The 26721-nt window shown below is 41.9% G+C and carries 25 protein-coding genes; 19 read left to right on the top strand and 6 right to left on the bottom strand.

The window, feature by feature from the left end; all coding sequences use genetic code 11:
* Nucleotides 1-87: 87 nt before the first annotated feature.
* Entirely contained in the window at nucleotides 88-2313 is a 2226-nt protein-coding gene (locus AAEZ02_RS11450; RefSeq protein WP_124013907.1) for an NADP-dependent isocitrate dehydrogenase, read from the bottom strand.
* A gap of 382 nt (nucleotides 2314-2695) precedes the next feature.
* Between AAEZ02_RS11450 and AAEZ02_RS11445 the strand changes: the two genes are divergently transcribed.
* From AAEZ02_RS11445 to AAEZ02_RS11420, 6 genes are all read left to right on the top strand, one after another.
* Nucleotides 2696-3412, top strand: coding sequence for a pseudouridine synthase (locus AAEZ02_RS11445; protein ID WP_351088929.1), 717 nt, complete (start codon nucleotides 2696-2698; stop codon nucleotides 3410-3412).
* A gap of 34 nt (nucleotides 3413-3446) precedes the next feature.
* On the top strand, nucleotides 3447-3920 hold the full coding sequence (locus tag AAEZ02_RS11440) for an NUDIX hydrolase (RefSeq protein ID WP_124013905.1): 474 nt from the start codon (nucleotides 3447-3449) through the stop codon (nucleotides 3918-3920).
* Between the two features lie 527 nt (nucleotides 3921-4447).
* Nucleotides 4448-5566, top strand: coding sequence for a tRNA 2-thiouridine(34) synthase MnmA (gene mnmA, locus AAEZ02_RS11435; protein ID WP_124013904.1), 1119 nt, complete (start codon nucleotides 4448-4450; stop codon nucleotides 5564-5566).
* Nucleotides 5567-5569: 3 nt separating this feature from the next.
* Nucleotides 5570-6202, top strand: coding sequence for a high frequency lysogenization protein HflD (gene hflD / locus AAEZ02_RS11430; protein WP_351123126.1), 633 nt, complete (start codon nucleotides 5570-5572; stop codon nucleotides 6200-6202).
* Between the two features lie 39 nt (nucleotides 6203-6241).
* Complete coding sequence (gene purB, locus AAEZ02_RS11425) at nucleotides 6242-7612, top strand: adenylosuccinate lyase (RefSeq protein WP_124013903.1); 1371 nt, start codon at nucleotides 6242-6244, stop codon at nucleotides 7610-7612.
* Nucleotides 7613-7704: 92 nt separating this feature from the next.
* Complete coding sequence (locus AAEZ02_RS11420) at nucleotides 7705-8847, top strand: ribosomal protein uL16 3-hydroxylase (RefSeq protein WP_351123135.1); 1143 nt, start codon at nucleotides 7705-7707, stop codon at nucleotides 8845-8847.
* Nucleotides 8848-8964: 117 nt separating this feature from the next.
* Here the strand turns inward: AAEZ02_RS11420 and AAEZ02_RS11415 are convergent, their stop codons facing one another.
* A complete protein-coding gene (locus AAEZ02_RS11415; protein WP_124013902.1) occupies nucleotides 8965-9405 on the bottom strand; it encodes a DUF4826 family protein in 441 nt (146 codons plus the stop codon).
* A gap of 296 nt (nucleotides 9406-9701) precedes the next feature.
* Between AAEZ02_RS11415 and AAEZ02_RS11410 the strand changes: the two genes are divergently transcribed.
* From AAEZ02_RS11410 to AAEZ02_RS11390, 5 genes are all read left to right on the top strand, one after another.
* Nucleotides 9702-10733, top strand: a complete 1032-nt coding sequence (locus tag AAEZ02_RS11410) for a Glu/Leu/Phe/Val dehydrogenase dimerization domain-containing protein (protein ID WP_101030955.1) — start codon at nucleotides 9702-9704, stop codon at nucleotides 10731-10733.
* A 233-nt stretch (nucleotides 10734-10966) separates the two neighbouring features.
* On the top strand, nucleotides 10967-11869 hold the full coding sequence (locus AAEZ02_RS11405) for a UDP-2,3-diacylglucosamine diphosphatase (protein WP_124013901.1): 903 nt from the start codon (nucleotides 10967-10969) through the stop codon (nucleotides 11867-11869).
* A 13-nt stretch (nucleotides 11870-11882) separates the two neighbouring features.
* Complete coding sequence (gene olsF / locus AAEZ02_RS11400; RefSeq protein WP_351123121.1) at nucleotides 11883-13622, top strand: bifunctional ornithine lipid synthase OlsF; 1740 nt, start codon at nucleotides 11883-11885, stop codon at nucleotides 13620-13622.
* 106 nt (nucleotides 13623-13728) lie between these two features.
* Complete coding sequence (locus AAEZ02_RS11395) at nucleotides 13729-14187, top strand: CBS domain-containing protein (RefSeq protein ID WP_335688908.1); 459 nt, start codon at nucleotides 13729-13731, stop codon at nucleotides 14185-14187.
* Nucleotides 14188-14550: 363 nt separating this feature from the next.
* Complete coding sequence (locus AAEZ02_RS11390; RefSeq protein WP_124013898.1) at nucleotides 14551-14895, top strand: hypothetical protein; 345 nt, start codon at nucleotides 14551-14553, stop codon at nucleotides 14893-14895.
* 21 nt (nucleotides 14896-14916) lie between these two features.
* Here AAEZ02_RS11390 and AAEZ02_RS11385 read toward each other — a convergent pair whose 3' ends face one another.
* On the bottom strand, nucleotides 14917-16029 hold the full coding sequence (locus AAEZ02_RS11385; protein WP_351074476.1) for an energy transducer TonB: 1113 nt from the start codon (nucleotides 16027-16029) through the stop codon (nucleotides 14917-14919).
* A 237-nt stretch (nucleotides 16030-16266) separates the two neighbouring features.
* Here AAEZ02_RS11385 and AAEZ02_RS11380 point away from each other — a divergent pair, with 237 nt between their 5' ends.
* Genes AAEZ02_RS11380 through AAEZ02_RS11365 form a run of 4 tightly spaced genes read left to right on the top strand, consistent with a single transcriptional unit; the run spans nucleotide 16267 to nucleotide 18557 of the window.
* Nucleotides 16267-17004 carry a DUF1538 domain-containing protein gene (locus AAEZ02_RS11380; RefSeq protein WP_124013897.1) on the top strand — a complete coding sequence of 246 codons (738 nt, stop codon included), beginning with the start codon at nucleotides 16267-16269 and terminating at the stop codon, nucleotides 17002-17004.
* Nucleotides 17005-17049: 45 nt separating this feature from the next.
* Complete coding sequence (locus AAEZ02_RS11375) at nucleotides 17050-17802, top strand: DUF1538 domain-containing protein (protein WP_101034653.1); 753 nt, start codon at nucleotides 17050-17052, stop codon at nucleotides 17800-17802.
* A 3-nt stretch (nucleotides 17803-17805) separates the two neighbouring features.
* Nucleotides 17806-18156 (top strand): P-II family nitrogen regulator, encoded by a 351-nt coding sequence (locus AAEZ02_RS11370; RefSeq protein WP_351123118.1) that lies wholly within the window; start codon nucleotides 17806-17808, stop codon nucleotides 18154-18156.
* Nucleotides 18153-18557: a CBS domain-containing protein gene (locus tag AAEZ02_RS11365; protein ID WP_335688912.1), complete on the top strand. Its 405-nt coding sequence runs from the start codon at nucleotides 18153-18155 to the stop codon at nucleotides 18555-18557. Before AAEZ02_RS11370 ends, AAEZ02_RS11365 begins: the two co-directional genes overlap by 4 nt.
* Nucleotides 18558-18586: 29 nt before the next feature.
* Here AAEZ02_RS11365 and AAEZ02_RS11360 read toward each other — a convergent pair whose 3' ends face one another.
* Nucleotides 18587-19456, bottom strand: coding sequence for a LysR family transcriptional regulator (locus tag AAEZ02_RS11360; RefSeq protein ID WP_351074473.1), 870 nt, complete (start codon nucleotides 19454-19456; stop codon nucleotides 18587-18589).
* A 129-nt stretch (nucleotides 19457-19585) separates the two neighbouring features.
* On the opposite strand from AAEZ02_RS11360, the gene AAEZ02_RS11355 reads away from it, so the two are divergent.
* Nucleotides 19586-19900, top strand: a complete 315-nt coding sequence (locus tag AAEZ02_RS11355; protein WP_351074471.1) for a putative quinol monooxygenase — start codon at nucleotides 19586-19588, stop codon at nucleotides 19898-19900.
* A gap of 3 nt (nucleotides 19901-19903) precedes the next feature.
* On the top strand, nucleotides 19904-20926 hold the full coding sequence (locus AAEZ02_RS11350) for a Gfo/Idh/MocA family protein (protein ID WP_351074469.1): 1023 nt from the start codon (nucleotides 19904-19906) through the stop codon (nucleotides 20924-20926).
* Here the strand turns inward: AAEZ02_RS11350 and AAEZ02_RS11345 are convergent.
* Nucleotides 20888-21292 carry an NUDIX hydrolase gene (locus AAEZ02_RS11345; protein WP_124013894.1) on the bottom strand — a complete coding sequence of 135 codons (405 nt, stop codon included), beginning with the start codon at nucleotides 21290-21292 and terminating at the stop codon, nucleotides 20888-20890. The two genes, AAEZ02_RS11350 and AAEZ02_RS11345, sit on opposite strands and share 39 nt — an antisense overlap.
* A gap of 878 nt (nucleotides 21293-22170) precedes the next feature.
* Here AAEZ02_RS11345 and ltrA point away from each other — a divergent pair.
* Nucleotides 22171-23643 carry a group II intron reverse transcriptase/maturase gene (gene ltrA, locus AAEZ02_RS11340; protein ID WP_124693505.1) on the top strand — a complete coding sequence of 491 codons (1473 nt, stop codon included), beginning with the start codon at nucleotides 22171-22173 and terminating at the stop codon, nucleotides 23641-23643.
* Between the two features lie 235 nt (nucleotides 23644-23878).
* Here ltrA and AAEZ02_RS11335 read toward each other — a convergent pair whose 3' ends face one another.
* On the bottom strand, nucleotides 23879-24757 hold the full coding sequence (locus AAEZ02_RS11335; RefSeq protein ID WP_124013893.1) for a LytTR family DNA-binding domain-containing protein: 879 nt from the start codon (nucleotides 24755-24757) through the stop codon (nucleotides 23879-23881).
* Between the two features lie 137 nt (nucleotides 24758-24894).
* Here AAEZ02_RS11335 and AAEZ02_RS11330 point away from each other — a divergent pair, with 137 nt between their 5' ends.
* Nucleotides 24895-26148, top strand: a complete 1254-nt coding sequence (locus AAEZ02_RS11330; protein ID WP_124013892.1) for an acyltransferase family protein — start codon at nucleotides 24895-24897, stop codon at nucleotides 26146-26148.
* The last annotated feature ends 573 nt before the right edge of the window (nucleotides 26149-26721 follow it).

Below are 26721 nucleotides of genomic sequence, written 5' to 3'. Positions count from 1 at the left end.
AATTTAGTCAAGATGACAACTTCAGTTGACGCTATCGCTGTTGATGTCATCACCACGCAATCACCTCGAAGGCGTTACCCGCAGACATTAGCCCTTAAAAAATTGGTTTAATGTGGCACTTGGGCGCATCGCTTGTTCAGCTTTCGCAGCATCTAAACGGTAATAACCGCCTAAATCTACGGCAGGACCTTGTGAACCATTCAACTCCGCAAGGATAACCGTTTCATTTGCAGCCAATGATTTAGCCAATGGTACAAAATACGCAGCCAGCGCTGAATCCTCTGTTTGCTCAGTTAATGCTTGTGCCCAATACATCGCTAGGTAGAAGTGGCTACCGCGATTATCAAGTTCACCTACACGACGAGAGGGTGATTTATTGGTGTCAAGGAACTTACCAATAGCCACGTCTAACGTGTCTGCTAGCACTTGTGCTTTAGGGTTGTTGGTCGTTTGACTTAAGTGCTCTAAAGAAGCCGCTAATGCCAAGAACTCACCTAATGAATCCCAACGTAAATGACCTTCTTTTTCCACTTGTTGTACGTGCTTAGGCGCAGAACCACCCGCACCTGTTTCAAATAAACCACCGCCACTCATTAACGGCACAATAGACAACATTTTCGCACTCGTGCCCAATTCAAGAATTGGGAACAAATCGGTTAAGTAATCACGTAATACATTACCCGTTACCGAAATAGTGTCTTCACCTTTGATGATCCGCTCTAAGGTGAAACGTGTTGCATCTTCTGGTGACATCACCTGAATATCTAAACCAGCAGTTTCTTGCTCTGATAAATATTGAGTCACTTTTTTAATTAACTCAGCATCGTGAGCACGATGACTGTCTAACCAAAATACCGCTGGTGTATTGCTTAAACGTGCACGCTTAACGGCCAGTTTAACCCAGTCGCGAATAGGCGCATCTTTCACTTGGCACATACGGTAAATGTCGCCAGCTTCAACGTTATGGCTCATTAATACATCGCCTGCTTGGTTAATCACATTAACCGTACCGGGCGCAATAATTTCAAAGGTTTTGTCGTGGCTACCGTATTCTTCTGCTTTTTGAGCCATTAAGCCCACGTTAGGCACACTGCCCATTGTGGTTGGGTCAAATGCACCGTGCTTTTTGCAGAACGCAATCGTTTCTTGGTAAACACCCGCGTAGCTACGATCTGGGATCATCGCTTTGGTGTCTTGTAACTGGCCATCTGGGCCCCACATTTTCCCTGACGAACGGATTGCGGCTGGCATTGATGCATCAATAATGATGTCACTTGGTACGTGTAAGTTAGTGATGCCTTTATCTGAATCAACCATAGCAAGTGCTGGACGAGCAGCATAAACAGCGGCAATGTCAGCTTCAATTTCACTACGTTTAGCTTCTGGTAAGGTACTTATTTTGGCATACACATCACCAAAGCCGTTATTTACATCAACACCGAGTTCAGCAAATAACGCGCCGTGCTTATCGAAGACGTCTTTAAAGAACACTTTCACGGCAAGACCAAATAATATTGGGTCAGACACTTTCATCATGGTGGCTTTAAGGTGCAAAGATAATAAAACATCTTCTGATTTTGCCGCTTCGATTTCACGAGCATAAAAATCGACTAACGCTTTTTTGCTCATCACTGAAGAATCAATAACTTCGTCAGCCAATAGCGCTAAACCACTCTTAAGCACAACATCTTTACCGTCTTGTTGGGTCAACACGATATTGACTTTATCTGCTGCTGCTAAGGTTACAGACTGTTCGCTTCCGTAGAAGTCACCTTCGTTCATATGAGCAACGTGAGACTTAGACGCGCTCGACCATTTGCCCATTGAATGGGGGTTTTTCTTGGCGTAGTTTTTCACTGACGTCGGTGCACGACGATCTGAGTTACCTTCACGTAATACCGGGTTTACGGCACTGCCTTTAATTTTGTCATAGCGGGATTGAGCTTCAACTTCAGCGTCATTTTTAGGCTCATCAGGGTAGTTAGGAATGTCATAGCCTTTTGCTTGAAGTTCAACAATACAGGCTTTTAACTGCGGAACTGAGGCACTGATGTTAGGTAATTTAATAATGTTGGCTTCTGGCTGGTTAGCCAATTCGCCTAATTCTGTTAGCGCATCAGCAATTTTTTGCTCTGGGGTTAATTTTTCAGGGAAGTGAGCAATAACACGAGCTGACAAAGAAATATCACGGGTTTCAACTTTTACGCCTGCTGCATTAGTGAAGGTACGGATAATAGGCAAGAAAGACAGCGTAGCCAGTGCCGGCGCTTCGTCGGTTTCTGTGTATATAATCGTTGGAGTGTTATCTTTCATTTTATTTCCTACATTATTGTAAATTATCAATTTATTAGAATAAATTGTGTAAGCATTTAATGGATTTTCGTTGACAACACACGCGCAAGTAAACCTTGACTTGCAACCTTGGCGCATCTTTTTAGTCTGCCAAGTATGTGAAATCGCCGATCCCATTTATTATTATATTTTGTTCTCAAACCGCTGAGCTTTGGCAGGTAAACCAGATGCCCCAGAATGATAAATTAGCTATAGATCACACTTTTTAGGCGGACATCATAGATCATTCTTAATCATTTTCAAATTCCACTAAGGACGAATACGCAGTAAACTATCATAAATTGATTTATATTCGCTCACTTATCACTCACTCTTATAACCTAGGGATGTTAACCATACCTTTATGTCAAAAATCGGTAAATTCAGTCCATTCAAAAAAACAGCTACAAACAGCGTTAACGCGTCAACTAAATCAGTCAATGTTGTGCCCAGAAGTGCGGCCAGTAATGCAGCCAATAATGCAGCCAATCGCAACAGGATAAAATCGCGGCTGCCACAAAAACCTCGGACTGAAAATCCCGTCATAGTGCTATTTAATAAACCTTTTAATGTGTTGTGCCAATTTACCGATGAAGCGGGCCGCCAAACACTAAAAGACTTTATTCCGGTTCCCGATGTATATGCAGCAGGACGTTTAGACCGTGATAGTGAAGGTTTACTATTGCTTACCAATGATGGACAGCTGCAAGCAAAGTTGACTCAGCCGACTCAAAAAACCTTTAAAACCTATTGGGTTCAAGTTGAAGGGCAACCGTCAGATGAGGCGTTAAATGCACTTTGCCAAGGCGTGAAGTTGAAAGACGGAATGACTTTGCCTGCAAAAGTCCACGTAATGGGCTCGCCTGATATTTGGCCTAGAAACCCGCCAGTGAGAGAGCGAAAAGCCATTCCTACCACTTGGCTTGAAGTACAAATTTGCGAAGGTCGAAATCGCCAAGTTAGGCGTATGACAGCCCATGTCGGTCATCCAACCTTAAGACTAATCCGTTATAAAATAGGTCAATGGTGTCTAGATGATTTACCTAATGGCGAATACAAAGTGATGAGCACCGCTAAATAACCACAAGTTGAGCATCTTAGGATCAGAGGGAATTATGACCGAACGTTATAAACCGAATACCACTGTAGCTTGCGTTATTTATAGCCAAGGCAAATTTTTATTAGTGGAAGAATGCATTGATGGTGCGGTTAAATTTAACCAACCAGCTGGACATCTAGAGGCGAATGAATCGATTATCAATGGGTGCGCCCGTGAAATTGTTGAAGAAACCGGTCTTGAGTTAACACCACAAGCCTTAGTGGGCATTTATCAATTTAGAGCATCTGCAAACTTAGCGTTCGTTCGTTATACCTTTTGTATTGAACTGACCAAGCAACAACACGCTAAACCTCGCGATAATGCCATTACAGATACTCACTGGCTCAGTCTTGCTGAAATCATCGCCCTTGGTAGCCAACTTCGCAGCCCATTAGTGGTAAAAAGTATTGAAGATTTCTTACAACAAGCTGATAAAAACCTTTTACCACAGCACACCCCTTTATCACTGTTCAATGTCGATTATTTTTAGAGCCTTGTCTTGGGCTATTTGCATACGCCTCAAGATAGCCCATTCAGCGAATGCGTGATAGAATATGCGCCGCACAAATGTCATGTTTATTAGGACTCGAGGATCTTTAAAGGTGAATTTTGCAGCTGTTTCGGCTATTTATACTAGGCAGAGCTTATGACATGTCGTTGTTGTTCATAAATAAGCGTTAACCTAGTAGAAAGAAGCCCAAAATGCTACTCATAGGGATCGGCTAAACAGGTGCACTTATTGGTAAGCGAAGGTCTTTGTTGTAAGATATTAGTTTACGTAGACAGTTTGCTTTAAGACTTGCAGCGCATTCTTATTTAAACAGAAAACCGTTTATATCGAATAGATTTTGACCATAAAATTCAGCCGGCACTTGACGGTCAACTAATTAATCTCGTCGAAATGTGCATGCAACAACATTCAGGCTCACAACGAACAAAAATCTAGCTCAATCGCCTTGAAACATTGGCATTGCGGCACAATATACATATTATCTATCTTCAAGGTTTTTAGGATTTATGACATCACTTAGCCCTACTTCAAATGGTAAAAAAGTCATTGTCGGCATGTCCGGCGGTGTGGACTCTTCAGTATCAGCTTACTTGTTAATGCAGCAAGGCTATCAAGTTGAAGGTCTGTTTATGAAGAACTGGGAAGAAGACGATACCGATGAATATTGCGCGGCTGCTGATGATTTAAAAGATGCACAATCAGTTTGCGACAAGCTAGGCATTAAAATGCATACCGTCAATTTTGCTGCCGAATACTGGGATAACGTATTCGAATATTTTTTAGCAGAATACAAAGCCGGCCGCACCCCCAACCCCGATATCATGTGCAATAAAGAAATTAAATTTAAAGCCTTTCTTGAATTTGCGGACGATATTTTAGATGCCGATTATATCGCCATGGGCCATTATGTCCGCCGACGTGATAATAGCGATGGCAGCGTAGAAATGCTTCGCGGAGTTGATGGTAATAAAGATCAGAGCTACTTTTTATACACGTTAAGCCACGAACAAGTTGCCCGCAGCTTGTTCCCTGTCGGTGAACTTGAAAAACATCAAGTGCGTGAAATAGCCCAAAAACTGGGATTAATTACCCACGACAAAAAAGACAGCACCGGTATTTGCTTTATCGGTGAACGTAAATTCACCGACTTCTTAGCGACCTATTTACCGGCTCAACCGGGCGATATCGAAAACGCTGAAGGTGAAGTGATTGGGACACATCAAGGATTGATGTACCACACGCTTGGACAACGTAAAGGTTTGGGTATTGGTGGTCTGAAAAATAGTAATGAAGATCCATGGTATGTGGTTGAAAAAGATTTATTACGCAATGTGCTAATTGTCGCACAAGGGGGCAATCACCCTCGTTTAATGTCAAGCGGCATGACAGTCAATCAATTGCATTGGGTTGATCGCAAAGGACCTGAAAATAACTGTCACATAACGGTAAAAACCCGTTATCGTCAACGAGATGTAGCTTGCACACTCGTCTATAATGACTCAGACAATATTACCGTTATGTTTGATGAACCGGTTGCCGCAGTGACCCCTGGGCAATCAGCAGTATTTTTTGATGGTGACATCTGTTTAGGTGGCGGCATAATCGATACCTTAATCCGAGGATAAGCCGTGAGCCAAACTCCAGACAACATCTTGTTTGAACGCACCATGGCCTTCGCTGGTATTTTACAGGCGATTGGCCAGGTCCAGTATTTAGCTCGTCACGGTGAAAGCGATAAAGACGCCCTAGCTGCTACGCTTAATACTATTTTAGTGACAGAGCCAGAATCAACGGCTGATGTTTATCAAGATAAAGCCATTTTAGATAACGGTTATCAACTGATCCAAAATCAACTCGGTGATGGCGGTAACAAAGATATTGAAACCACTCGTTACTTAGTCGGCGTGTTAGCCCTTGAACGCAAGCTAGCCCATTCACCTAATGGTTTAGGCATGCTAGCGGAACGCATCAATCAAGTGCATCGCCAATTAACCCATTTTGCGATTACTGATGAACAAGTTATTGCCAATTTGGCCAGTATTTACAGCGACATCATCAGTGAATTAGGGCCTAAATTACAAATATCGGGTAATCCCGATTGCTTAAAGCAATCTCTGGTACAACAAAAAATTCGCGCGTTACTGCTTGCAGCCATGCGCAGCGCAGTATTATGGCGCCAATTAGGTGGCAAACGCCGCCATTTAGTGTTTGCCCGTAAATCCATATTTGATACAGCAAAACAAAGCCAAAATAACAATTAATCGAATCACCCTACAACAAAGTTCATCAAGGAGCTTAAAATGGATCTTTCCGCACTAACTGCTATCTCTCCGGTAGACGGTCGTTATGGTAGTAAAACCGCCTCATTACGAGGGATTTTCAGCGAGTTCGGTCTTACTAAGTACCGTGTTCAAGTTGAAATCAACTGGTTAAAGCTATTGTCTAGCTGCCCAGAGATTGAAGAAGTTCCCCCTTTTAGCGAAACCGCATTAGCCTTGTTAGACAGCATCAAGGACAACTTTAGCGAACAAGACGCTCTGCGTGTTAAAGCAATTGAAAGCACCACCAATCACGACGTGAAGGCGGTTGAGTACTTTATTAAAGAACAAATTGCCAACAATGCCGAGTTAGTCGCCATTGATGAATTTGTTCATTTCGCCTGTACCTCCGAAGACATCAACAACTTATCTCATGGCTTAATGTTAAAAGAAGCGCGCGAACAAGTGTTAGTGCCGCAATGCCAGCAGATTATTGATGCCATCAAAAAATTAGCTCATGACAATAAAAGCGTGCCGTTAATGTCTCGCACCCATGGGCAACCTGCATCACCATCGACTCTCGGTAAAGAGATGGCTAACGTTGCAGTGCGTTTAGATCGTCAACTAAACCAAATCAACGCTGTTGAGATTATGGGTAAAATTAACGGTGCCGTGGGTAACTATAACGCACATATTTCTGCTTACCCTGAAGTCAACTGGCACGAACTTTCACAACGTTTTGTGACCAGTCTTGGCATTAACTGGAACGCGTATACCACCCAAATTGAGCCACATGATTACATCGCAGAATTATTCGATGCTATTGCTCGTTTTAACACTATTTTAATCGATTTTGATCGTGATATTTGGGGTTATGTTGCATTAGGCCACTTTAAGCAACGCACTATTGCTGGCGAAATTGGTTCATCAACTATGCCGCACAAAGTCAATCCAATTGATTTTGAAAACTCTGAAGGTAACCTAGGTATCGCTAACGCGCTGATGCAACATTTATCCGCCAAATTACCGGTATCAAGATGGCAACGTGACTTAACGGACTCAACCGTATTACGTAATCTAGGCGTGGGTATGGCGCACTCGTTAATTGCTTATCAAGCGACCTTAAAAGGCATTAGTAAGTTAGAAGTGAATCAAGCACAGCTTTTAGCTGAATTAGATAAAAACTGGGAAGTATTGGCTGAGCCGGTGCAAACCGTTATGCGTCGTTACGGCATTGAAAAGCCGTATGAGAAGTTAAAAGAACTGACTCGTGGTAAGCGTATTGATGCTGCACAACTTGCCGTGTTTATTGATGGCCTTGAGCTACCTGAACAAGTCAAAACCGACCTAAAAAAAATGACCCCTGCAAACTACATTGGCCGCGCAGAAGCCTTTGTTGATGAGCTAAAATAGTTTTATAAGCTTATGCATATCATTAGCGGTCGCATATGTGACCGCTTTTTTATTGCATTAACCACTGACAAATATCTCGACTGAGGTCAATGATGTACACATTAAATATTGATACCCAAGCCTTTATTAAGCAGCATTGGCAACAAAAACCGCTGGTGATCAAACAGGCTTTTATCAACTTTGAAGATCCTATTGCAGCAGATGAACTTGCAGGTCTTGCCTGTGAAGAAGAAATATCTTCACGAGTGGTGATCACCAAAGGCAATGACTGGGATGTGGTCCAAGGTCCATTTGAAGACTATGACCAATTTGGTGAAGACAACTGGCAGCTATTAGTTCAAGCCGTAAACCATTGGTATCCAGACTCACAACCTTTAGTCGAAGCCTTTCGATTTTTACCCGACTGGCGCTTTGATGACTTAATGGCATCATTTGCCACTCCCGGTGGTGGGGTTGGACCGCATATCGATAACTATGACGTATTTATCATTCAAGGTGATGGCGAACGTCGCTGGAAAGTGGGTGATAAAGGCCAGCACAAGCGTCGCGGCGATAATCCTAACTCACCTTTGGTTGACGATTTCGAACCCATTATCGATGTGATATTGCAAAAAGGCGATGTATTATACATTCCACCAGGATATCCACATTGCGGCGAAACCTTATCGCTAGCCTTATCATACTCAATCGGTTTTAGAGCCCCGAGTCAGCAAGAACTGTTAACCGAATTAGCCGATACCTTGATTGATAGCAACCAAGGTCAGAAGCGTTTCACCTCTTCAGATGAACCGGCACAACCGGGTCTTATCAGCCAGACACACCAAAAAGGGATCATGGATTTGTTGGCGCAATTGGCACAAGATCCCGCCAGCTACCAAACCATGTTAGGTAAATTACTCAGTCAAAGTCGTTTCGAGCTTGATGTTTGTGAAGGTGAAGAGCCATTAACCGCAGCGGATTTATTAGAAGCTGTTGAGCAAGGCGCAATCATTCAACGTATCGGCGGCCTGAAAGTATTACAATTAGAGCAGGACAGCGAACCACGTTTATTTATCAATGGCGACGTTTACGTCTTTGGTGATGCTAGCAATGAAATGCTGCAACTCTTGGCTAACAAGGTGAGGCTTACGCCACAAGAGGCTAATTTATTCACCGCCAATGCAGCAGCTCTTGACGTTCTGACCGGATTACTTAATCAAGGGTTATTCTACTTAGCCGAAGACGAAAGCGAATAATGAGTAGCATATAAGCCACTGATCTTATGATGGCAAGCAAGATGGATCATCATGCTTAGCTGGAGATAACAAAAAAGGCACTAATAGTGCCTTTTTTATCTCTGTTGCTTCAGTTTATTAAGCCCACAGTTTTTCATCTTGGTTCATTTTATATAAACTTTCTGCTCGCGAGATAAGCAATTGCGCAAACTTCAGTTGAGTTGGGTCTTTTGTTACGCCCGATTTATGCAAGTTTTCTGCTTTGAGCTGCCACATCATCGAAAAATGTCTAATCGCATCACGAGCCGTTTCCGCCACTTTCACATCAACATAATCGGATGGCAAATCACCTGACATAACCCAAAAAGTTTGTTTTTTAGGTTGTTTCGATTCCATCTTCCAAATGGCTAAATAGGGCGCAAGATAACGGCTTTCATCAGTAAGCACTTTGTTTGGGATCACGCCCTTTTCAGCCAAAAACCGATTCGCCTTTTGGAATTGAGTGCGCACCCACTCTTGTCTTTGAGCTTCTGGATCTGGCGTTGGCTGTGCCACCTTTTCTGCAACTTCTTCAGTCATAATACTTCCTATCTTATTGTTATAATGCAGATTAGAACGAAAACTCACCTGCTCGTTAATCACAAAACAATCTTAATATAGCTTCAAAACAATCACGTAACACAAATTACCTTACGTTTACGTAAGGTGGCAAGCTAAATTGCCACACTAATCACAAAAATAACTCAATCAAGCTTTGTTCAGAGTATCCCTAAATGCTATCGTGCTGCAATAAATATAACAAGCAGTCGTTGGCGCCTTATGTCATCAAGTAACATAAGGGGCGAAAAACTCATTTTTTCAAGCGGAGATGTCACGTGGCAGTTTTTAATCATGTTTCGTTCGATGAACACGAACAAGTGGTCTTTTGTCATGATAAGCAAAGTGGTCTGAAAGGCATTATTGCCATCCATAATACTAACCTAGGTCCTGCCGTGGGTGGTTGTCGTATGTGGAACTATCAATCGGATGATGAAGCCTTAACCGATGTACTACGCTTATCTCGTGGAATGACCTATAAAAATGCATTAGCGGGTCTTGCCATGGGCGGCGGTAAAGCGGTGATCATCGCCGATCCCAAAACAACCGACCGTGAAGCGTTATTTCTTGCATTCGGACGCTTTGTGAACAGTTTAGGTGGTAAATATTATTCTGCTGAAGACGTTGGCGTTTCCACAGCGGATATTATGATAGCCAGCCGTGAAACTGAATTCGTAGCCGGTCTTGAAGGCAAATCAGGTGATCCTTCACCGCAGACGGCATTAGGCACTTATCTGGGCATAAAAGCCGCCGTAAAACATCAACGTGGTATTGATAGCCTAAAAGGGATTAAAGTCTCAGTGCAAGGCGTCGGTCATGTCGGCTATTACTTGTGTAAACACTTACATGATGCCGGCGCTGAGCTGGTGGTCACCGATATTCATCAAGCCTCATTAGACCGAGTCGCCGATGAATTTGGCGCAACTCTTGTTGCTCCGCAAGATATCTACACCCAAGATGTTGATGTGTATGCGCCATGTGCATTAGGTGCCACCCTTAATGACACCACCTTACCACTATTAAAAGCCACCATCGTTGCCGGTTGTGCCAATAACCAATTAGCAGAAGTGCGCCACGGCGAAAAACTCAAACAAATGGGTATTTTGTACGCCCCAGATTACGTGATTAATGCTGGCGGCATTATCAATGTGTCATTTGAGAAACACTATGACGTAGCCGCCTCTACTGCCAAGGTTGAGCAGATTTACAATACCCTACTGACTATTTTTGAACGTGCTGATAGCGAGAACCGCACTACGGGTTCTGTTGCCGATGAAATGGCTAAAGCTATTATTGATGCCGCGAGATAGTTAATCAGCTTTATATTAGGGCTTTTTAATGCCTTAACATGACTTTATAGACATGAATTTATAAACAAAGCTAAAAGGAAATGCCTATGCATTTCCTTTTTTATTGTCTGCCCATTACATTTTTACTTAATGACTGATTCATCAAGTTGCAACAAATCGTTCACCTTAGCGTCAACTAACTGCCCTACCCTAAATCAACACTGACGCAATCTGTGTATTAGGGTGAATGACCGATGATCTCGCACAGCAAAAAAAAACATCAGCACCGCCAACCTTTAGCTCACTTAACTCAGCAGGGGAAAATCCAGCAGTTTCATGCTCTGTGGATATCGGATGTCCATTTAGGCAGCATTGATTGTAAAGCTGAGTTTTTATTATATTTTTTAAACCATAGTCAAAGTAACTACTTGTATTTAGTTGGCGATATTGTCGATATTTGGGCATTAAAAAAACGCTTCTATTGGCCCAATAGCCACAATAACGTCATCAAGAAAATCCTCGAGCTGGCCAGTAACGGCACACAAGTGATCTATATCCCTGGTAATCATGATGAGGCTTTTAAAGCTTATGCAAACAGTCACTTTAGGGGCATTACCCTCGCCAAACAGCATATTCATGAGTCGATTAGCGGCAAACGCTTTTTAATGCTTCATGGCGATCAATTTGACTCACAAGTCTGTGTCAGCAGAGCCTATGCCAAACTAGGTGACCATTTATATGATGTGTTGCTTTGGCTTAATCGCCAATTACATAGGGTAAGAAGTCGCCTAGGGTATCCCTATTGGTCATTAGCCAGCTACATCAAACTCCGCGTCAACAAAGCCCAGCAAGCCGTTAATCAGTACCGTGATGCGGTATTACGCTATTGCGCCAAACAACAGGTCGACATGGTTATCTGTGGTCATATCCACCAGCCAGAGTTATCACAACATACGATTAATGACAGCATCATCACTTACGCTAATGATGGTGATTGGGTTGAAAATTGTACTCTCATTGCAGAAACAGAAATCGGTGATGTGCAGTTACTCAAGTGGGATCAACAAACGTTACAAGCTACAGCAGTAAACACGATTGATTTTTGCAGTTCAGAGGCTAAATCAATCATCACGCCCCAAACACAGCACGTTGCATAAATAAGGCTTAAATATGATATTTACTGTCGATAATGTGGTAGAAAAAAACCTGCCAAATGTGCATAACAAGCCGTGGTTAGCCGTGCCGACTAAAGCCATGTTACGTTACTTGCTTCATGAAAAGCAGTGTAATGACATAGCTAACGAACACGCGCATTTATCCGGTGTCGATTTTGTTGAGCAAATTTTAGCGTGCTTAAATTTCAGTTACAGCGTTCCCAATAACGAAGTTGAAAATATTCCGATTGAAGGTCGAGTGGTGATTTACGCTAACCACCCTATTGGGTCACTTGATGCATTAGCATTGATTAAATTAATTAGCCAAGTTCGTCCGGATATTAAGGTGGTCGCCAACGAGCTGTTAATGGCTATTAAACCGTTACATTCCATTTTATTGCCAGTACGTAACATGACTGGCGGTACACCTAAACAACATTTAAATGAAATCCATCATCATCTTAAAAATGAAGGCGCGATATTGATTTTCCCATCGGGTGAAGTGTCACGTTTACGCCCAACAGGGGTTACTGACTTACATTGGCACAGCGGCTTTTTAAAAATGGCTTGCGCCTGTAATGCCCCCCTTTTACCGATGTTCGTTGACGCAAAAAACTCTGCTACGTTTTATGGCGCCTCAATGATTTACAAGCCATTGGCAACGCTATTACTGATTAAAGAAATGTTCAAACAAATGGATCATGTGATGCCGGTGCGAATTGGCCAACTGATCGCTAAAGAAGTGGTCAGCACTCAAGATTTTCCGCTTAAAACCAAAGTGAATTTGCTTAAAAATCATTTATACCGCATAGGTAAAAATCGCAGTCCATTATTTATCACCCAAAATGCCATTGCCCATCCAGAAAAACGCTGTGAATTACAACAAGCTTTACAACAATGCGAACTATTAGGCAAAACCCAAGACAACAAACAAATCTATTTGTATAAGCATACTCAAAGCAGTGCAGTTATGCGTGAGATTGGTCGGCTTCGTGAGATCGCATTCAGAGCCGTTGGCGAAGGTACCGGTAAACGTCGTGATACCGACAAGTATGATAATCACTATTTTCACATAGTGTTATGGGATAAAGACCAATTAGAGATTGTCGGGGCATACCGTTTTGCCAGTGCCAAAATACTCCATGAAACCATTGGTAAAAATGCCCTGTATAGCCAATCACTATTTGAATACCACGATGCGTTTGCACCCTATTTTGACCAAGGACTCGAACTTGGACGCAGTTTTGTCCAGCCTAAATATTGGGGCCGCCGTAGCTTAGAATATTTGTTGCAAGGTATTGGTGCGTTTTTAATTAAAAATCCGCAGTATCGTTACCTCTTTGGCCCTGTATCCCTAAGCGATAGCTTGCCGGTACCGGCCAAAGAGATGCTGGTATTTTTTTACCAACATCATTTCGCCACTAAACACGTTTTAGCGACTTCATTTAATTCATATCAATTCACCACCGAACGTCAGCATCAATTACACCAGCTATTTAATGGCGATGACTATGCTGAGAATTTTAAAATACTCAAACGGACGCTATCGAATATGGGTGTATCAGTACCGACGTTATTTAAGCAATATGGCGAGCTATGTAACAACCACGGCGTGCAATTTCTCGACTTTGGTATTGATGCTGAATTTGGTGACTGTATCGATGGTTTAGTCTTAGTCGATATTCATCAATTAAAGCCGATTAAATATCAAAAATACTTAGCGGGGCATTTACCCGAAAACAAAATTGCATCTTGACCAAATACAAGCTGCGAACCTGAATAAGTGGTTGTCATTAGGCGTTAAATGATTGTTAAATTTATATTTGTCTGATATAAAAGAATAAATACGTGGAGGATCGCTTATGACAACGTCTACCGAAATGTCGACAGAGACATTAACGAATAATGCGGCCAAACATATCTGCATCGCGGACATCATGACCACTCGAGTGGTTACCATAGATATGGATGACAGACTGACACTTGCCAAAGAAATTTTTGATAATGTTAGCTTCCATCACTTACTGGTGGTTGATAATAAGCAACTGAGTGGCATATTGTCTTATCGAGACTTTTTACGTGCACTCAGTCCCAATATAGGGACCGCAGCCGAGTTAATTCGAGACACAGAAACCCTGCAAAAAAGGGTTCATCAAGTCATGACCCACAATCCATTCACCATTGCCCCCCATTGCGACATCCACCAAGCCAGCAAACTGATTTTAGACCACGATATCGGTTGTTTACCCGTATTAGACAACAACACCATTGTGGGCATTATTACTTGGAAAGATCTATTGAATGCCTATTGCCTTAGGTAAGTGATCACGATTTTATCTGCTAAACCTTATCTAACCTAAAAATACGCTGGCTGCTAACGTCACACTTTTGACTGTATATGTGGCCGTGTTTTTAGCCATTTTCACCCAAGTTTTAGCCATTTTAGCCCAAATATTAGCCGGTATACTCTGCCATACTCTGCATCATTTATCATAAACACCTAATGTTGAAATGTAGACAGAAACCTTTTTTGCAACAAATCCTAAAAAAATAAAAATTATTAAGCTTGCCAACTAGATAGCTTGATTTAGTAAATTGTTCATATTTCTATACTGGAAAATGTCACATTGCTCTGCTTAGATTACACACAGGGCTCGCAACTATCATGCGATAAGGACGGCATTATGACTAAGTTTACTTACCATCTCAATCAAGACAATATTGAGTTACAAGCGAGTAATTGGTGCGGGCTAGAACGGGTATTTATTAATGGCAAGATGGTGTCACGCAAGTTCAACTTTGGTTTGCAAAGCATGCATGATGTCTTGCTGAATAATGGTAAGAAATGCCGTTTTCAATTAGTTGTCGATCCACAAACAGAATTAGTATCATGCCGGATCTATAAACAAAACCAGTTGGTGACTATTTTAAAACAGGGTAAAAAACAGCTACAACAAAGCCAGTTACTGATTGAGACGACCTTAGTTATTGTGTTTATAGGCATGCTCAGTTTGTATTGGTTAGGTTAACCAATACAAACTGATAAATGATTAACCTAGGGTAAACTCAAGCTGTACCTTCGACTTTGCGGATGTAGGTTTGCCATCAACAAACTTAGGCGCATAACGCCATTGCGTTAATGCTTCTATCGATTCTCTTTCAAACTGGTACCCGCCTTTGGAGTCAATAATTTCAGGCGATTTAACAAAGCCATGTTCATCAACCGTAAACTCAACTTGCACCCAACCATCTTTACCTCTTTCGGCATATGACCGAGGGTAATTAGGTGGTTTTCTAAATAACGGCGTTTGTTCTTGTTGGTCATCCCATGGGGTCATTTTACCAATGGCAACACAATGCTCAGTGGCTTTATTGCTTTTGCCTTGTTGTTCGTAAAGTGTCACTAACAATGCATGGGCATGAAGTTCATATGGATGACTATAAGGCAATGCTTGATATTGTTTAATCACTTCAAGTAAAAGCGGCGTTGCATCATTTGGGCGGTTCATTGCCGCATAAAGTGCCCCAACTAGATAGGTTGAATTGACGCGTTTAATCGCATTTTCAGGTAGTTTATTGACATAGATATCATTGGCATCCATGACAAAACTTCTCACGGTACGCGTATAATACTCGGTACCCGATAAGCGATGGAACGCAATGAGTTTAACTTCAGCAACCGTTAATAAATTATCCGCTTTTTCAGCGGCGCTGATAGCTTCAAATAAAAGATCTTTAGCATATTTGTCATTTGCAGTCGTTTGAGCTAACCCCACTAACGGATCAATCAGAGCGATATCATTATCAGCAACATTATTGCGATATACCCTCAACGCTGACTCAAATAACTTTTGTGCCTGGAGCGTCGCGGCATCTTCAATAATACGACCGTTATGATTTCTCTTTGACTCATTCACTAGGGCATTGGCCCAATTAATGGCTAACTTGCCACTGTCAAGGCTGTCCTTGCCAAATTTAACTTGGCCTAATGCATAGGTTTGTTGTGCATATTTCAGCGTATCTTGGTTGTTATTGCTGTTAACAGACAGATTGTACTGTTGATAAGCTTGTGAAAAACCATCGATATCGGTTGGTACAGCGTAGGCAACATGGGTCATAAAAGCCGCTGCAATTGATAAGCGTAAAATTGTCTTCATCGTCATCTAAATCCTTTTTATTTTTTATCCCTAAGTCTTTCTCTCTAACCATTTACCGCTAAGCAGCGCATTGGTCTCAGTCTATTTTAACAATTTTCAAGCCAGTCTGAATCAATTTTATGACCCACATCAACTTAATGAACATTATTGTAAACAATACGTTGTGAAATATCTATCATTAGGCAAACTGAATATATGACTCATTTATCTTTTATCCCAGTGAGGGTCAATACAGGAGACAAGATGTCAGCCATCGCAAAATTGCTCCATGCTATGCTCAGCAGTTTTAAAGATCTTATTCCCATTATTTTAGTCGTCAGTTTTTTTGAGATATTTGTACTGCATCAAGCGCCAGCAGAACTGGGCTCTATTCTTGTTGGTGTGGTGTTTATTGTGTTGGGACTGACTTTTTTTGTCTTTGGTTTAGAAATGGGTTTATTTCCTATTGGCGAATCTCTAGCTCAAGCGTTAGCGCGAAAAGGCAGTGTGTTTTGGTTAGTCATATTCTCTTTCTCCTTAGGTTTTGGCACCACATTAGCAGAGCCAGCCCTCACGGCAGTGGCAAACGAAGCCGCACAAGTTGCCGCTAACGCTGGCGCGATAGAGTCAAATGAACAAGCCATGAGTTCTTATGCCATGGGCTTACGATTAACCGTCGCCATTTCGGTTGGTTTGGCCATTCTGCTTGGCGTGATCCGCATCCTTAAGGGATGGCCAATTCATTATCTTATTATTGGTGGTTACGTGTTAGTGATGATCCTCACCAGCTTTGCGCCCGCCAACATTATCGGCATAGCTTATGATTCTGGCGGCGTCACCACATCAACCATTACCGTGCCATTGGTTACCGCACTAGGTGTGGGTCTAGCCAGTGTCATCAAGGGCCGCAACCCAATGATCGATGGTTTTGGGTTAATTGCTTTTGCAAGCCTGAGTCCAATGATTTTTGTGTTGCTGTACGGCATGGTGTTTTTGCAGTGATCGATATAGCTAATAGAACAAGGAGTTCTTTTGCTGAATGAATTGATGACCACCCTATTACTGACCGCCCGTGATGTCATCCCTATTGCGGTGATTTTATTTGGCTTTCAACTTGGCGTGCTTAAACGCCCTATTAGCCAATGGCGTAAAGTATTACTCGGTTTTGTGTATGTCATTATTGGACTTACTTTTTTCTTAGTTGGTTTACAACTTGCTTTATTCCCCATTGGGGAAAGCATGGCAAATCAATTAACCACCAGCGAATTTTTGCATCCCGATGGCGGCAATGCACCGTTTATATGGCAAGACTATTTTTGGGTATATGTATTTGCCGCAGCTATTGGTTTTAGCACCACTATTGCAGAACCGTCATTAATTGCGGTGGCAATCAAAGCCAACCAAGTCTCTGGTGGCACCATAGGAATTCAAGGCTTACGAATGTCGGTGGCATTTGGGGTGTCTATCGGTATTACTTTAGGCTGTTTTCGTATTGTGGTAGGCGATCCCATCCACTATTACATTATGGCCGGTTACGTGGTGGTGGTGATCCAAACCTTTTACGCCCCTAAAATGATTGTGCCATTGGCCTATGACTCAGGAGGCGTAACCACCTCTACCGTCACGGTACCACTTGTGGCCGCGTTAGGGCTTGGACTCGCCACCAATGTCGAAGGTCGTAATCCATTAATTGATGGTTTTGGTTTAATTGCCTTTGCCAGCTTATTTCCAATGATCACTGTTATGGGTTACGCCCAAGTGGTTGATTATTTATCAAAACGAAAAGCCACTAAGGAGTAACCTATGCGCTTTAAATTAATTGTTGCCTTTGTCGACGACGACTGCACCGACAAAGTGCTCGATGCAGCGCGTATTGCCGGAGCCACAGGTGCAACTGTCATTAATCATGCCCGCGGCGAAGGTCTAGAAAAGAAGAAAACCTTTATGGGCTTAACACTCGATGTCCAACGTGATGTTATTTTATGGCTGGTAGAAGAACACATGAGCCGCTATATTTTAGAAACGATTGCTCAAGTCGGCGAATTTGACACCAATTCGGGCAAAGGTATTGCGATTCAAATTGATGTCGAAGATGCGGTTGGTGTTGCCCATCAAGTTGAAAAATTGAGTAAAGATATTGAGGATCAAATATGAGCAACAAACTCCCTATTCGCAATCGCGATGTGATGAATAACCATTACGCTATGATTGACGGAATGCACACAGTAGCAGAAGCAATACAAGTGGCCATCAGTAAAAAGGTCAATATTTTAGTGGTGAATAAACGCAATGAACATGACGAATATGGCATGGTACTGATGAGCGATATTGCCCGAAAAGTGTTAGCCAAAGACAAGTCTCCTGCACGCACCAATATTTACGAAATTATGATAAAGCCAGTGCTGTCATTGTCTGCTGACATGGATGTTCGCTATACCGCACGGCTATTTGAACGCTTTAATATTAACAAAGCACCTGTGATTGAAGCGGGTGAAATTTTAGGTTTTGTCACTTATGACAATATCGTCTTAAAAGGCATGATTGCCGAGTCATAATGCGCGATGTCCATAATGCACAAATCTCATCATTCGAGTTGGTGAATAATAAATTCAATTAAGGTCCGGGTTTTTAACGGCAGATTTTTGTCTTTATATAATAAGTGTATTGGCATCGCATCTGGAGGTATTAATACGCTGACATTTGTCAACAATCCAGCTTGAATTGCCTCTTTCACCACTATCTGTGGCTGTAAAATAATACCCAATCCATCTATCGCGGCTTGGATTAATACCAAGCCACTATTGGACAACAATCTAAAGCTGCGTTTACCAAACAACTGGCTATGGGCACCCGCTAATGAAGCACTTTTTGAATAGCTAAAGCCTAAACAATCATGATGAGGTAAATCGTCAATTGACGCTATTGGCGGGTGTTGAGCTAAGTAGTGAGGTGAAGCACAAAATACCATTTCATAATTCATAATATGCCTGCCAATTAGCGCGGAGTCATCAAGAGTGCCAATCCTTACCACCACATCAGCATGATCTACCATGGGATCGATTAGATTATTATCAAGCCGTAGCTCCACATCAATTTGCGGATATTGCAGCAAAAATTGATTCACTATCGGTGCCAGCACAATATTGCCAAAACTAACTGGCGCATTAATTCTAATGGTGCCTTTGGGCGTCGAATTCATCGACTGCAGGGTATTTTCAGCTTGCTCAATAGCCATCAAGATTGTCTGGCATTCTTGGTAATAAACGTGGCCCGATTCCGTTAATTCTTGTTGACGAGTAGTACGGTTAATCAGCTTAACCCCAAGGTAGGCCTCTAACTGATTAATGTGTTTACTGACCATAGTCCGGCTGATATTAAATTTATGCGCAGCTGTACCATAGTTGCCCTGCTCAGCCACATGACTAAACACCTGCATTGCGGTTAATTTATCCACCGAATGTCCTTAATACTTCATTAAACCAGCCTTAATTATAAACCTATAGTGTTTTCTGTAAACACCACCAAGCCATTTTGCCTTACGCAGAACTGGTTTACGATGCCCCATTATTATTAAGGGGTCGATATGGATAACAAACTGGATCAACAAGGCGTGTTTATCACGGCCGAAATTCACATTAAAGACCAAGTGCCATTGGCACAAGGAATCGCAGCTGTCCGTCAATTTTGTGCAGATATGAACAACGAACCAGGCTGCTCACTTGCAATGGCTCTGCAAAATAAAACCAACCCTAAGCAATTTGTGTTTTGGGAACGTTATGATGACCAAGCAGCATTTGATGCCCACTTTGCAGCTGAACATACTCAGGCATTTATCAAATCGGCGTTAACCGATTTAAAGCAAGCATTTGACTATCAACTATTAACGACTGAGGGATAATCAATGTCTGAATCAATTAAGTGGGCAATATTAGGCACCAGTTTTATCTCTGGGGTAATGGCCGATGCGATTAAAGCACAAGGTCAAAGTACAATTTATGGCGTGGCAGGACGCAACACCACAACATTGGCAGAGTTTGCGACCCAGTATCAAATTCCACATCAATTTACTGATTTTGATGCGTTAATCAACAACCCTGAAGTCGATGTTATATACATTGCCCTGCCAAATCACTTACATCATGAATACGTGGTAAAAGCGGCTAATGCTGGCAAAGCGATTTTATGTGAAAAATCATTGTCAGTAGACATGACAAAAACTGCAAAAAGTCTGGATGCTGTAAAACAAAACAAAGTGTTTTTCCTTGAAGGCTTAATGTACTTAGCTCATCCATTTATGCAACAGCTAAGCAAAACATTAGCCACTGGTGTGATAGGTGAAGTAAAAAGTATCCGCGGCCAATATTGCGCTGCCATTAGCCAGTTTGTTAACCCCGCTAGCCTTGGTGCATTGTTTAACCTAGGTTGTTACCCAGCATCATTAATACAGTTAGTGATGCAACAGCAATTTGGCACAGAGCAGAGCCAGCAATACCACATTGAAGCGACTGGAAGACGTGGTCAAGACGGTAATATTTGCGAATCGACTGCCATCGTCAGTTACAGCAATGGGGTGCAATGTCATCTTCACACCGCTGAAGACTATGGTCTGCACGCAGGCTTTACTATCTTGGGCAGCTTAGGAAGTATTGAGTTCACCTCAAACCCTTGGTTACCAGAATCTCAAGACAATCACTTTACCGTTAGGTTATATGAGCAACAAGCTGAACTAGTAAACGTTGAAGCCAAAGGCAATGGCTTTTACTATCAAGTAGAAGCTGTGCTTAACGCATTAGAAACTAAACAATACACAGTACCTAGACCTTTGGTACAGCTCAGCGACTCTGTTGATATTATGCAAATGCTAACAACATGGCATAAAGCCGCGTTAGAAAGCCGCACTGCAAACCACACCACTGAACGCTAAACATTGGTTTACTCGCTGTTGCTGAATCGTCGATAATTCAGTAACAGCAACGTAAGCGTACTCACTGTGTTCATCACTTAAGTGTATTTCCGATCCTTGTGGTAGCTCGCAGCGAAAAATAAATGCTTGTGATTGATACGCACGGTGAAAATAGACCCCAGACAGATAATTGACCGTAACTGAACAACCCAATTCTTCTTGGCATTCCCGCTGTAATGCTTGATGGATGGTTTCATTAGGGTCAAGTCCACCGCCCGGTAAGCCCCAATGCTTATCGCCGTAATTGGCTTTTAATAATAGAACTTGCCCATCATCATTGGTGATCACCGCATGAGAACTGAGCCTAAATAAATCATTAAATGCCATGACGGTGTTCCTGCTAAAAAGAGTGAACAGCTAACGCTACTGAGTAAAAATAATACTAACATTTAAACTAACTATTATAGCCTGCTGTGGTTTAAGTCCGGCTGTGATTTTGATCAGGCTGTGGTTTTAATCAATAGTAGCTTAAATAGATTAGCACCACTTGCGATGATTAATGCTTTCTGTTCAGAGACAATAAGCATAAGCCTTTCATCGATATGTTTGGCAGACAAAGTCAATTCAACTACATCAATGTTTGCTCGTAGTGATAAAGGCAGATCACGACTAGCTCGTTTCTGGACGTGCGACCTGAGGTCGTATGAAGCGCTGTTCACCGCGATAAGAGTGAACCATCTGTATCACCAGGTGCCCCTAAGACTCTGAATAAAGCAGCGAGTCTGACAATGTAACGATATTCGGCTTTTGCCGAATGGGAACAGAATCGTGAGAGGATGTTCTTCCTGATAACCACAAATCGGGTAAGTGCTAGGGTGTCAGTATGATGAACGTAAGTGAATCCATGTAAGGTGCGTTATACGAGAAACAGCGGAAGTGGTTTATACGCTGTGGCCAAAATGGCAATGAGAGTTGGAAAGAAATTGTCCAGTATTCTTTCGTGATCGATACGCTCTCCGCACTATAGTGGGCATCTAACCTGACGTTGCGTGACATACGGAACAGGGTAAGCCTGTATTGCTCCCTTTGGGAAAGTGGTCTGCGAAGACTGCCGATAGTAATGCAGGTAAAGGAGGCTAGAAAAAGCAAATGCCGCATTGTAATGATATGGATACAGGTTGTTATCTGGCGCGAAAGCGAGCTGACTTCTAGCTGGTCTCCCGTTGCAAGATGATTTGAAGAACTTTATTCAAGGAGAAACGCAAATGATGGCTTCAAACGAAGTTAGTGCCTCTTCTGACAGCACTCAATGGCAATCCATTAACTGGAAGGCTGTTAAGCAACATGTATTAAAGCTTCAAATGCGCATTGCAAAAGCAACCCGAGAAGGTAAACACGGTAAGTCGAAAGCATTGCAGTGGATACTCACCCACTCTACATCAGCAAAATTGCTTGCTGTTAAAAGAGTTTCTCAAAATAAAGGCAGCAAAACACCAGGAATTGACGGCATCATTTGGAACACTGATGCTCGTTGTATGACTGCGGTGAATCAACTGAGTCGAAAAGGCTATCATGCCAAACCGCTCAGGCGTATCTACATCCCCAAGAAAAACGGCAAACTCAGACCTTTAGGCATACCCTGCATGATAGATAGAGCGCAGCAAGCGCTTCATCTTCTCGCTTTGGAGCCTATTTCGGAAACGGTAGCCGACCTCAATAGCTATGGCTTTCGACCTAATCGAAGCGCAGCAGATGCAATTGCACAGTGCTTCAAATGTTTATGTATGAAGCGCTCTAGCCAATGGGTTCTTGAGGGTGACATCAAAGCCTGTTTCGATAAGATTGGTCATCAATGGCTTATCGACAACATTCAATTAGATAAACGAATGCTGAAACAATGGCTTGGATGTGGTTATATTGATAAAGGATTGTTCTATAAAACAGCTGAAGGAACACCACAAGGTGGGATAATCTCCCCAACGCTGATGTTGCTCACGCTGGCTGGGTTAGAACAGTTGGTTAAGTCTATTGCCTGTAAAACAGGGAATAGAGTCAACTTTATCGGATACGCAGACGATTTTGTCATCACAGGTTCTTCGCAAGAAGTCCTAGTTAATGAAATCAAGCCGCAACTCATTGGCTTTCTACAGGAAAGGGGCTTAACACTCTCTGATGAGAAAACACACATTACTCATATCAATGATGGTTTTGACTTTCTGGGATTCAATATCAGGAAGTACAAAGGCAAACTGCTCATTAAACCGAGCAAGAGCAACGTTCTATTATTTTTGAGCAATCTACGTGAATTCATCAGAAAACATCCCACAATACCTGTTAATGATTTAATCAAAATATTGAATCCGAAACTGAGAGGATGGGCGAACTATTATCGCCACAGTGTTGCAAAGCAAGTTTTCGGTTATGTAGGCCATCAACTTTTCTGGCTTTTATGGCGATGGGCGGTAAGGCGTCACCCCACGAAAAGCAAAGACTGGGTACGTCGAAAATACTACATGAATCGCATAGGTGGGTGGCAATTCCACGGCTGGCAGAAGATTGCCAACATGGACTGCCATTTTAATCTGGTTCAGATAGCTCAAACGCCGATAAAAAGACATGTGAAAATCAGGAGTGCAGCGACGCCTTACGACCCAGAATATGAAGTTTACTTAGGTAAGCGCAAGCGGGTAAAGGAAAGCAGAAACTCTTGGTTTGATCCTGTCTTGGCTGCTATATAGGGTGCTGGGTAACAGAACACGCCTTAGTGGAGGCTTGAGCCGTATGCAGTGAAAGTTGCATGTACGGTTCTTAGGAGGGCGGTACTTGGTAACAAGTGCCGCCTATCCGACAATTTCAAGTTAGAGTGAAGTTTAGCCGCCGACGGTTTTTATTAGAAAAAATACTTCCTAAACCTAATAATATTAAAATTTTTATTCTCTAAAATTACCGATGTTTATGCTTCCCTATATTCAATTATTCTACAAAATTATTCGACTGTTTTAGCTGTTTAAATGAGTTTTTATATCTCCGAGATAAACGAAGTGTTTGTCCAGACTGCATGGTGATTTCAGCGTCGCCACTAGCAAGCGGCTCAATACAATGTACAAAGTTTAAATTTATTGCTAATGATCTGTGTATTTGGCATAGCGAGTTTGTCGGATCACTGGCCACAAATTCAACCAGTGTACTTCTGGTTGGATAAACTTGATCACCAATATGCAGATTGACGTAATTACCCGCTGATTGCATCCACTCGATTTGCTCAGTTTTAATCAAGAACTCTTTGCCTAACTTTTTCACCAGTAAGTGCTTTGTCAGCTTGCTACTGGCGTTTGTAGTGATGTCTATACAGCTCGCATCACCCAACCATTGCTGAATGATTTGTCGGTAAAAAGAGATCAAAATGACGAATGAACAAAAACTCCAAACATCCTTTCGAAGCTCATAAATAAGTTCGTAACTGAATTCAGATATTGATTTTGCAAAATCATATTCAAGCGAAGAAAATTGGTAACTTATCTCTCTCAAAACGAGCATAACAACGACATGAGCCATTGAGAAAACAACAGCAGCGGTTAAATATTGCAACGATGACCATTTAGGTTGCTTCCATTGCCACGGATACTTGGTCATAAAAATAGCGACAAGGGGCAATAGCAATAACGATGATAAAGCGCTTGAATACTCCCAAACAAACGGTTCCCAATTAGCTAAGTTTGCAATGCCATCGCGCTTGGATTCCATCAGGACTGATGTCGAATTTATTCCTGCATTAATAAAGAAATACACAGATAAAATGAATGCTTCATAACTGATTTTATTATTTTGATAATGCAGCTTGGTAAATAACATCTTAAAGCGCTTCCTCTTATCCCTAGATTCCACCGCTTATCACTTATTCATTTATTTTCAATGGAATAGCGGTAAATCCATACATCCAATAGAGATATAGTGTGCAGAAGGTTTAGACCATATACAAGAGATTACTTATGGATTTATTAAATGAAAAAGAGTCAAATCAATCAAATAGATTGCATCATTTAGATTGGTTGAGAGTTATAGCCATCGGATTGTTGGTTCTATTCCACACTGGCATGGTGTATGTGCCGGAATGGGGATTTCATTTCAAACATGAATCGCAATCTACTTTGTTGCAGCATTTAATGCTTACGTTGTCACCGTGGAGAATGGGGCTGTTATGGTTCATATCAGGTGTCGCATTGAGATTTATGCTACTCAAAGAAACCAGCGGAAAATTACTGTGGAGCAGAAGCCTTCAACTGCTTTTCCCATTATTAATTGGTGTACTGATTGTTGTACCTCCACAGCTTTATATTGAAATGAAACAAGCTGGCAAAATGCCTTTAGACTTCTGGCCGTTCGTTTACGCCTTCTATGTTGCCCCCCTCAATTACTTTGACGATTATCAAAGCGGTATTTGGCCTCATGTTGATGTAAACCATCTTTGGTTTTTACGTTCGTTGTGGAAGAACAGTATGGCGTTATTGCTGATCACGCTTTTATGCAAACATTCTCCATTACTTATAAAAAAGTGGGTTCAAAAGGCTGTAGTTTTTGCCAGTAACAAACTGTTAGCGCTTTCAATTATGCTAATCGCTTCGACATTGTTAATCGACACTCTGCTAACTGGGGATGCCGTTCGTGAAATGTACGGTTTACTATTACTCTTAGTGGGCTTTTGTCTGGGAAGTATTGGTTCATTCTGGAGTAAATTGAGCGCATCGTGGATAGAAATAACACTATTCGCATTCATATCACTTATGGCACTTCAATTTGGGTTCAGTTATATTTGGCAAACCGGACTTTATGAAAACGATGATGTTGCAGCGATGATGTTCGGTATTGTCTATGCTAGCGCGAAAACAATGCCTGTGCTTGCGATACTCGCTATTGCTAGTCGTTATCTAAATCGAAAATCCCGCATTGTTAGCGAACTTAATCGATGGGTATTTCCAGTTTACATCGTTCATCAAACCATCATTATTGTAATGGCATACACGTTATCAGGTTTTCGAATACCAATAGCTTTGGAGGGGGTTGCTGTATTAATACTAACAATTACTCTTTGTTGGTTAGGGATGCTGATTGTAAAACGCTCGACTTTACTGAAAATGAGTTTTGGTGTTAAACCAGCAGCCACAAGTCTGTATCACACATCATACTTGTGGCGAGCGATCATCACGATATGTTGTATTCCGCTTGCATTAGAGCTTATTCACTAATTTTAGCAGAGGATAGAATATTACAATGTTAAGTTAAGTGAATCCAACTAATCATTCGAAATAGTATTGCAATTAGTGAAAGTTGCACGCTGGGTTCATAGGAGGGCGGCACTTGGCAACAATTGTCGTCTATCCGACAAAAGTAAGTCCGCTAATTAGATTTGAGCTTTTCCTCTTTAGCTTTCATCTATAGACAACTATGCGGCTAAATCGAAGAGAGTTAAATTACAGGTGTAGATGAGTCAGCGAGTATCCAAAACAGGGATGTTTTGGTTAAGCCCACAAGGATGCTGATTGTAAAATCAAGAGCTGGCGTCTCGCTTAATCATCTGCACTAAGGTCACTCTTTCACATCCCTGTGATCGCGACATTTACTACGTACTGTAGCTCACCTGCTGCAGGCAATAAGTTCAAATGAAGCTACGTTATAAATCAAGCTAAACCAATACCAAGTAAGCTGAATTAATCAATACCTCAAACACACTTTTCCCCTGTAACGAGTTGAGCTAATAATAAATGAAGCGATTAAACACTTGGTTATGTCAAGGCTAGGTGTATCAATATTGTCGGCAC

The organism is Shewanella sp. T24-MNA-CIBAN-0130 (assembly GCF_040310185.1).
Lineage (GTDB): Bacteria > Pseudomonadota > Gammaproteobacteria > Enterobacterales > Shewanellaceae > Shewanella > Shewanella psychromarinicola.
This window is presented reverse-complemented; position numbering and strand designations above follow the sequence as displayed.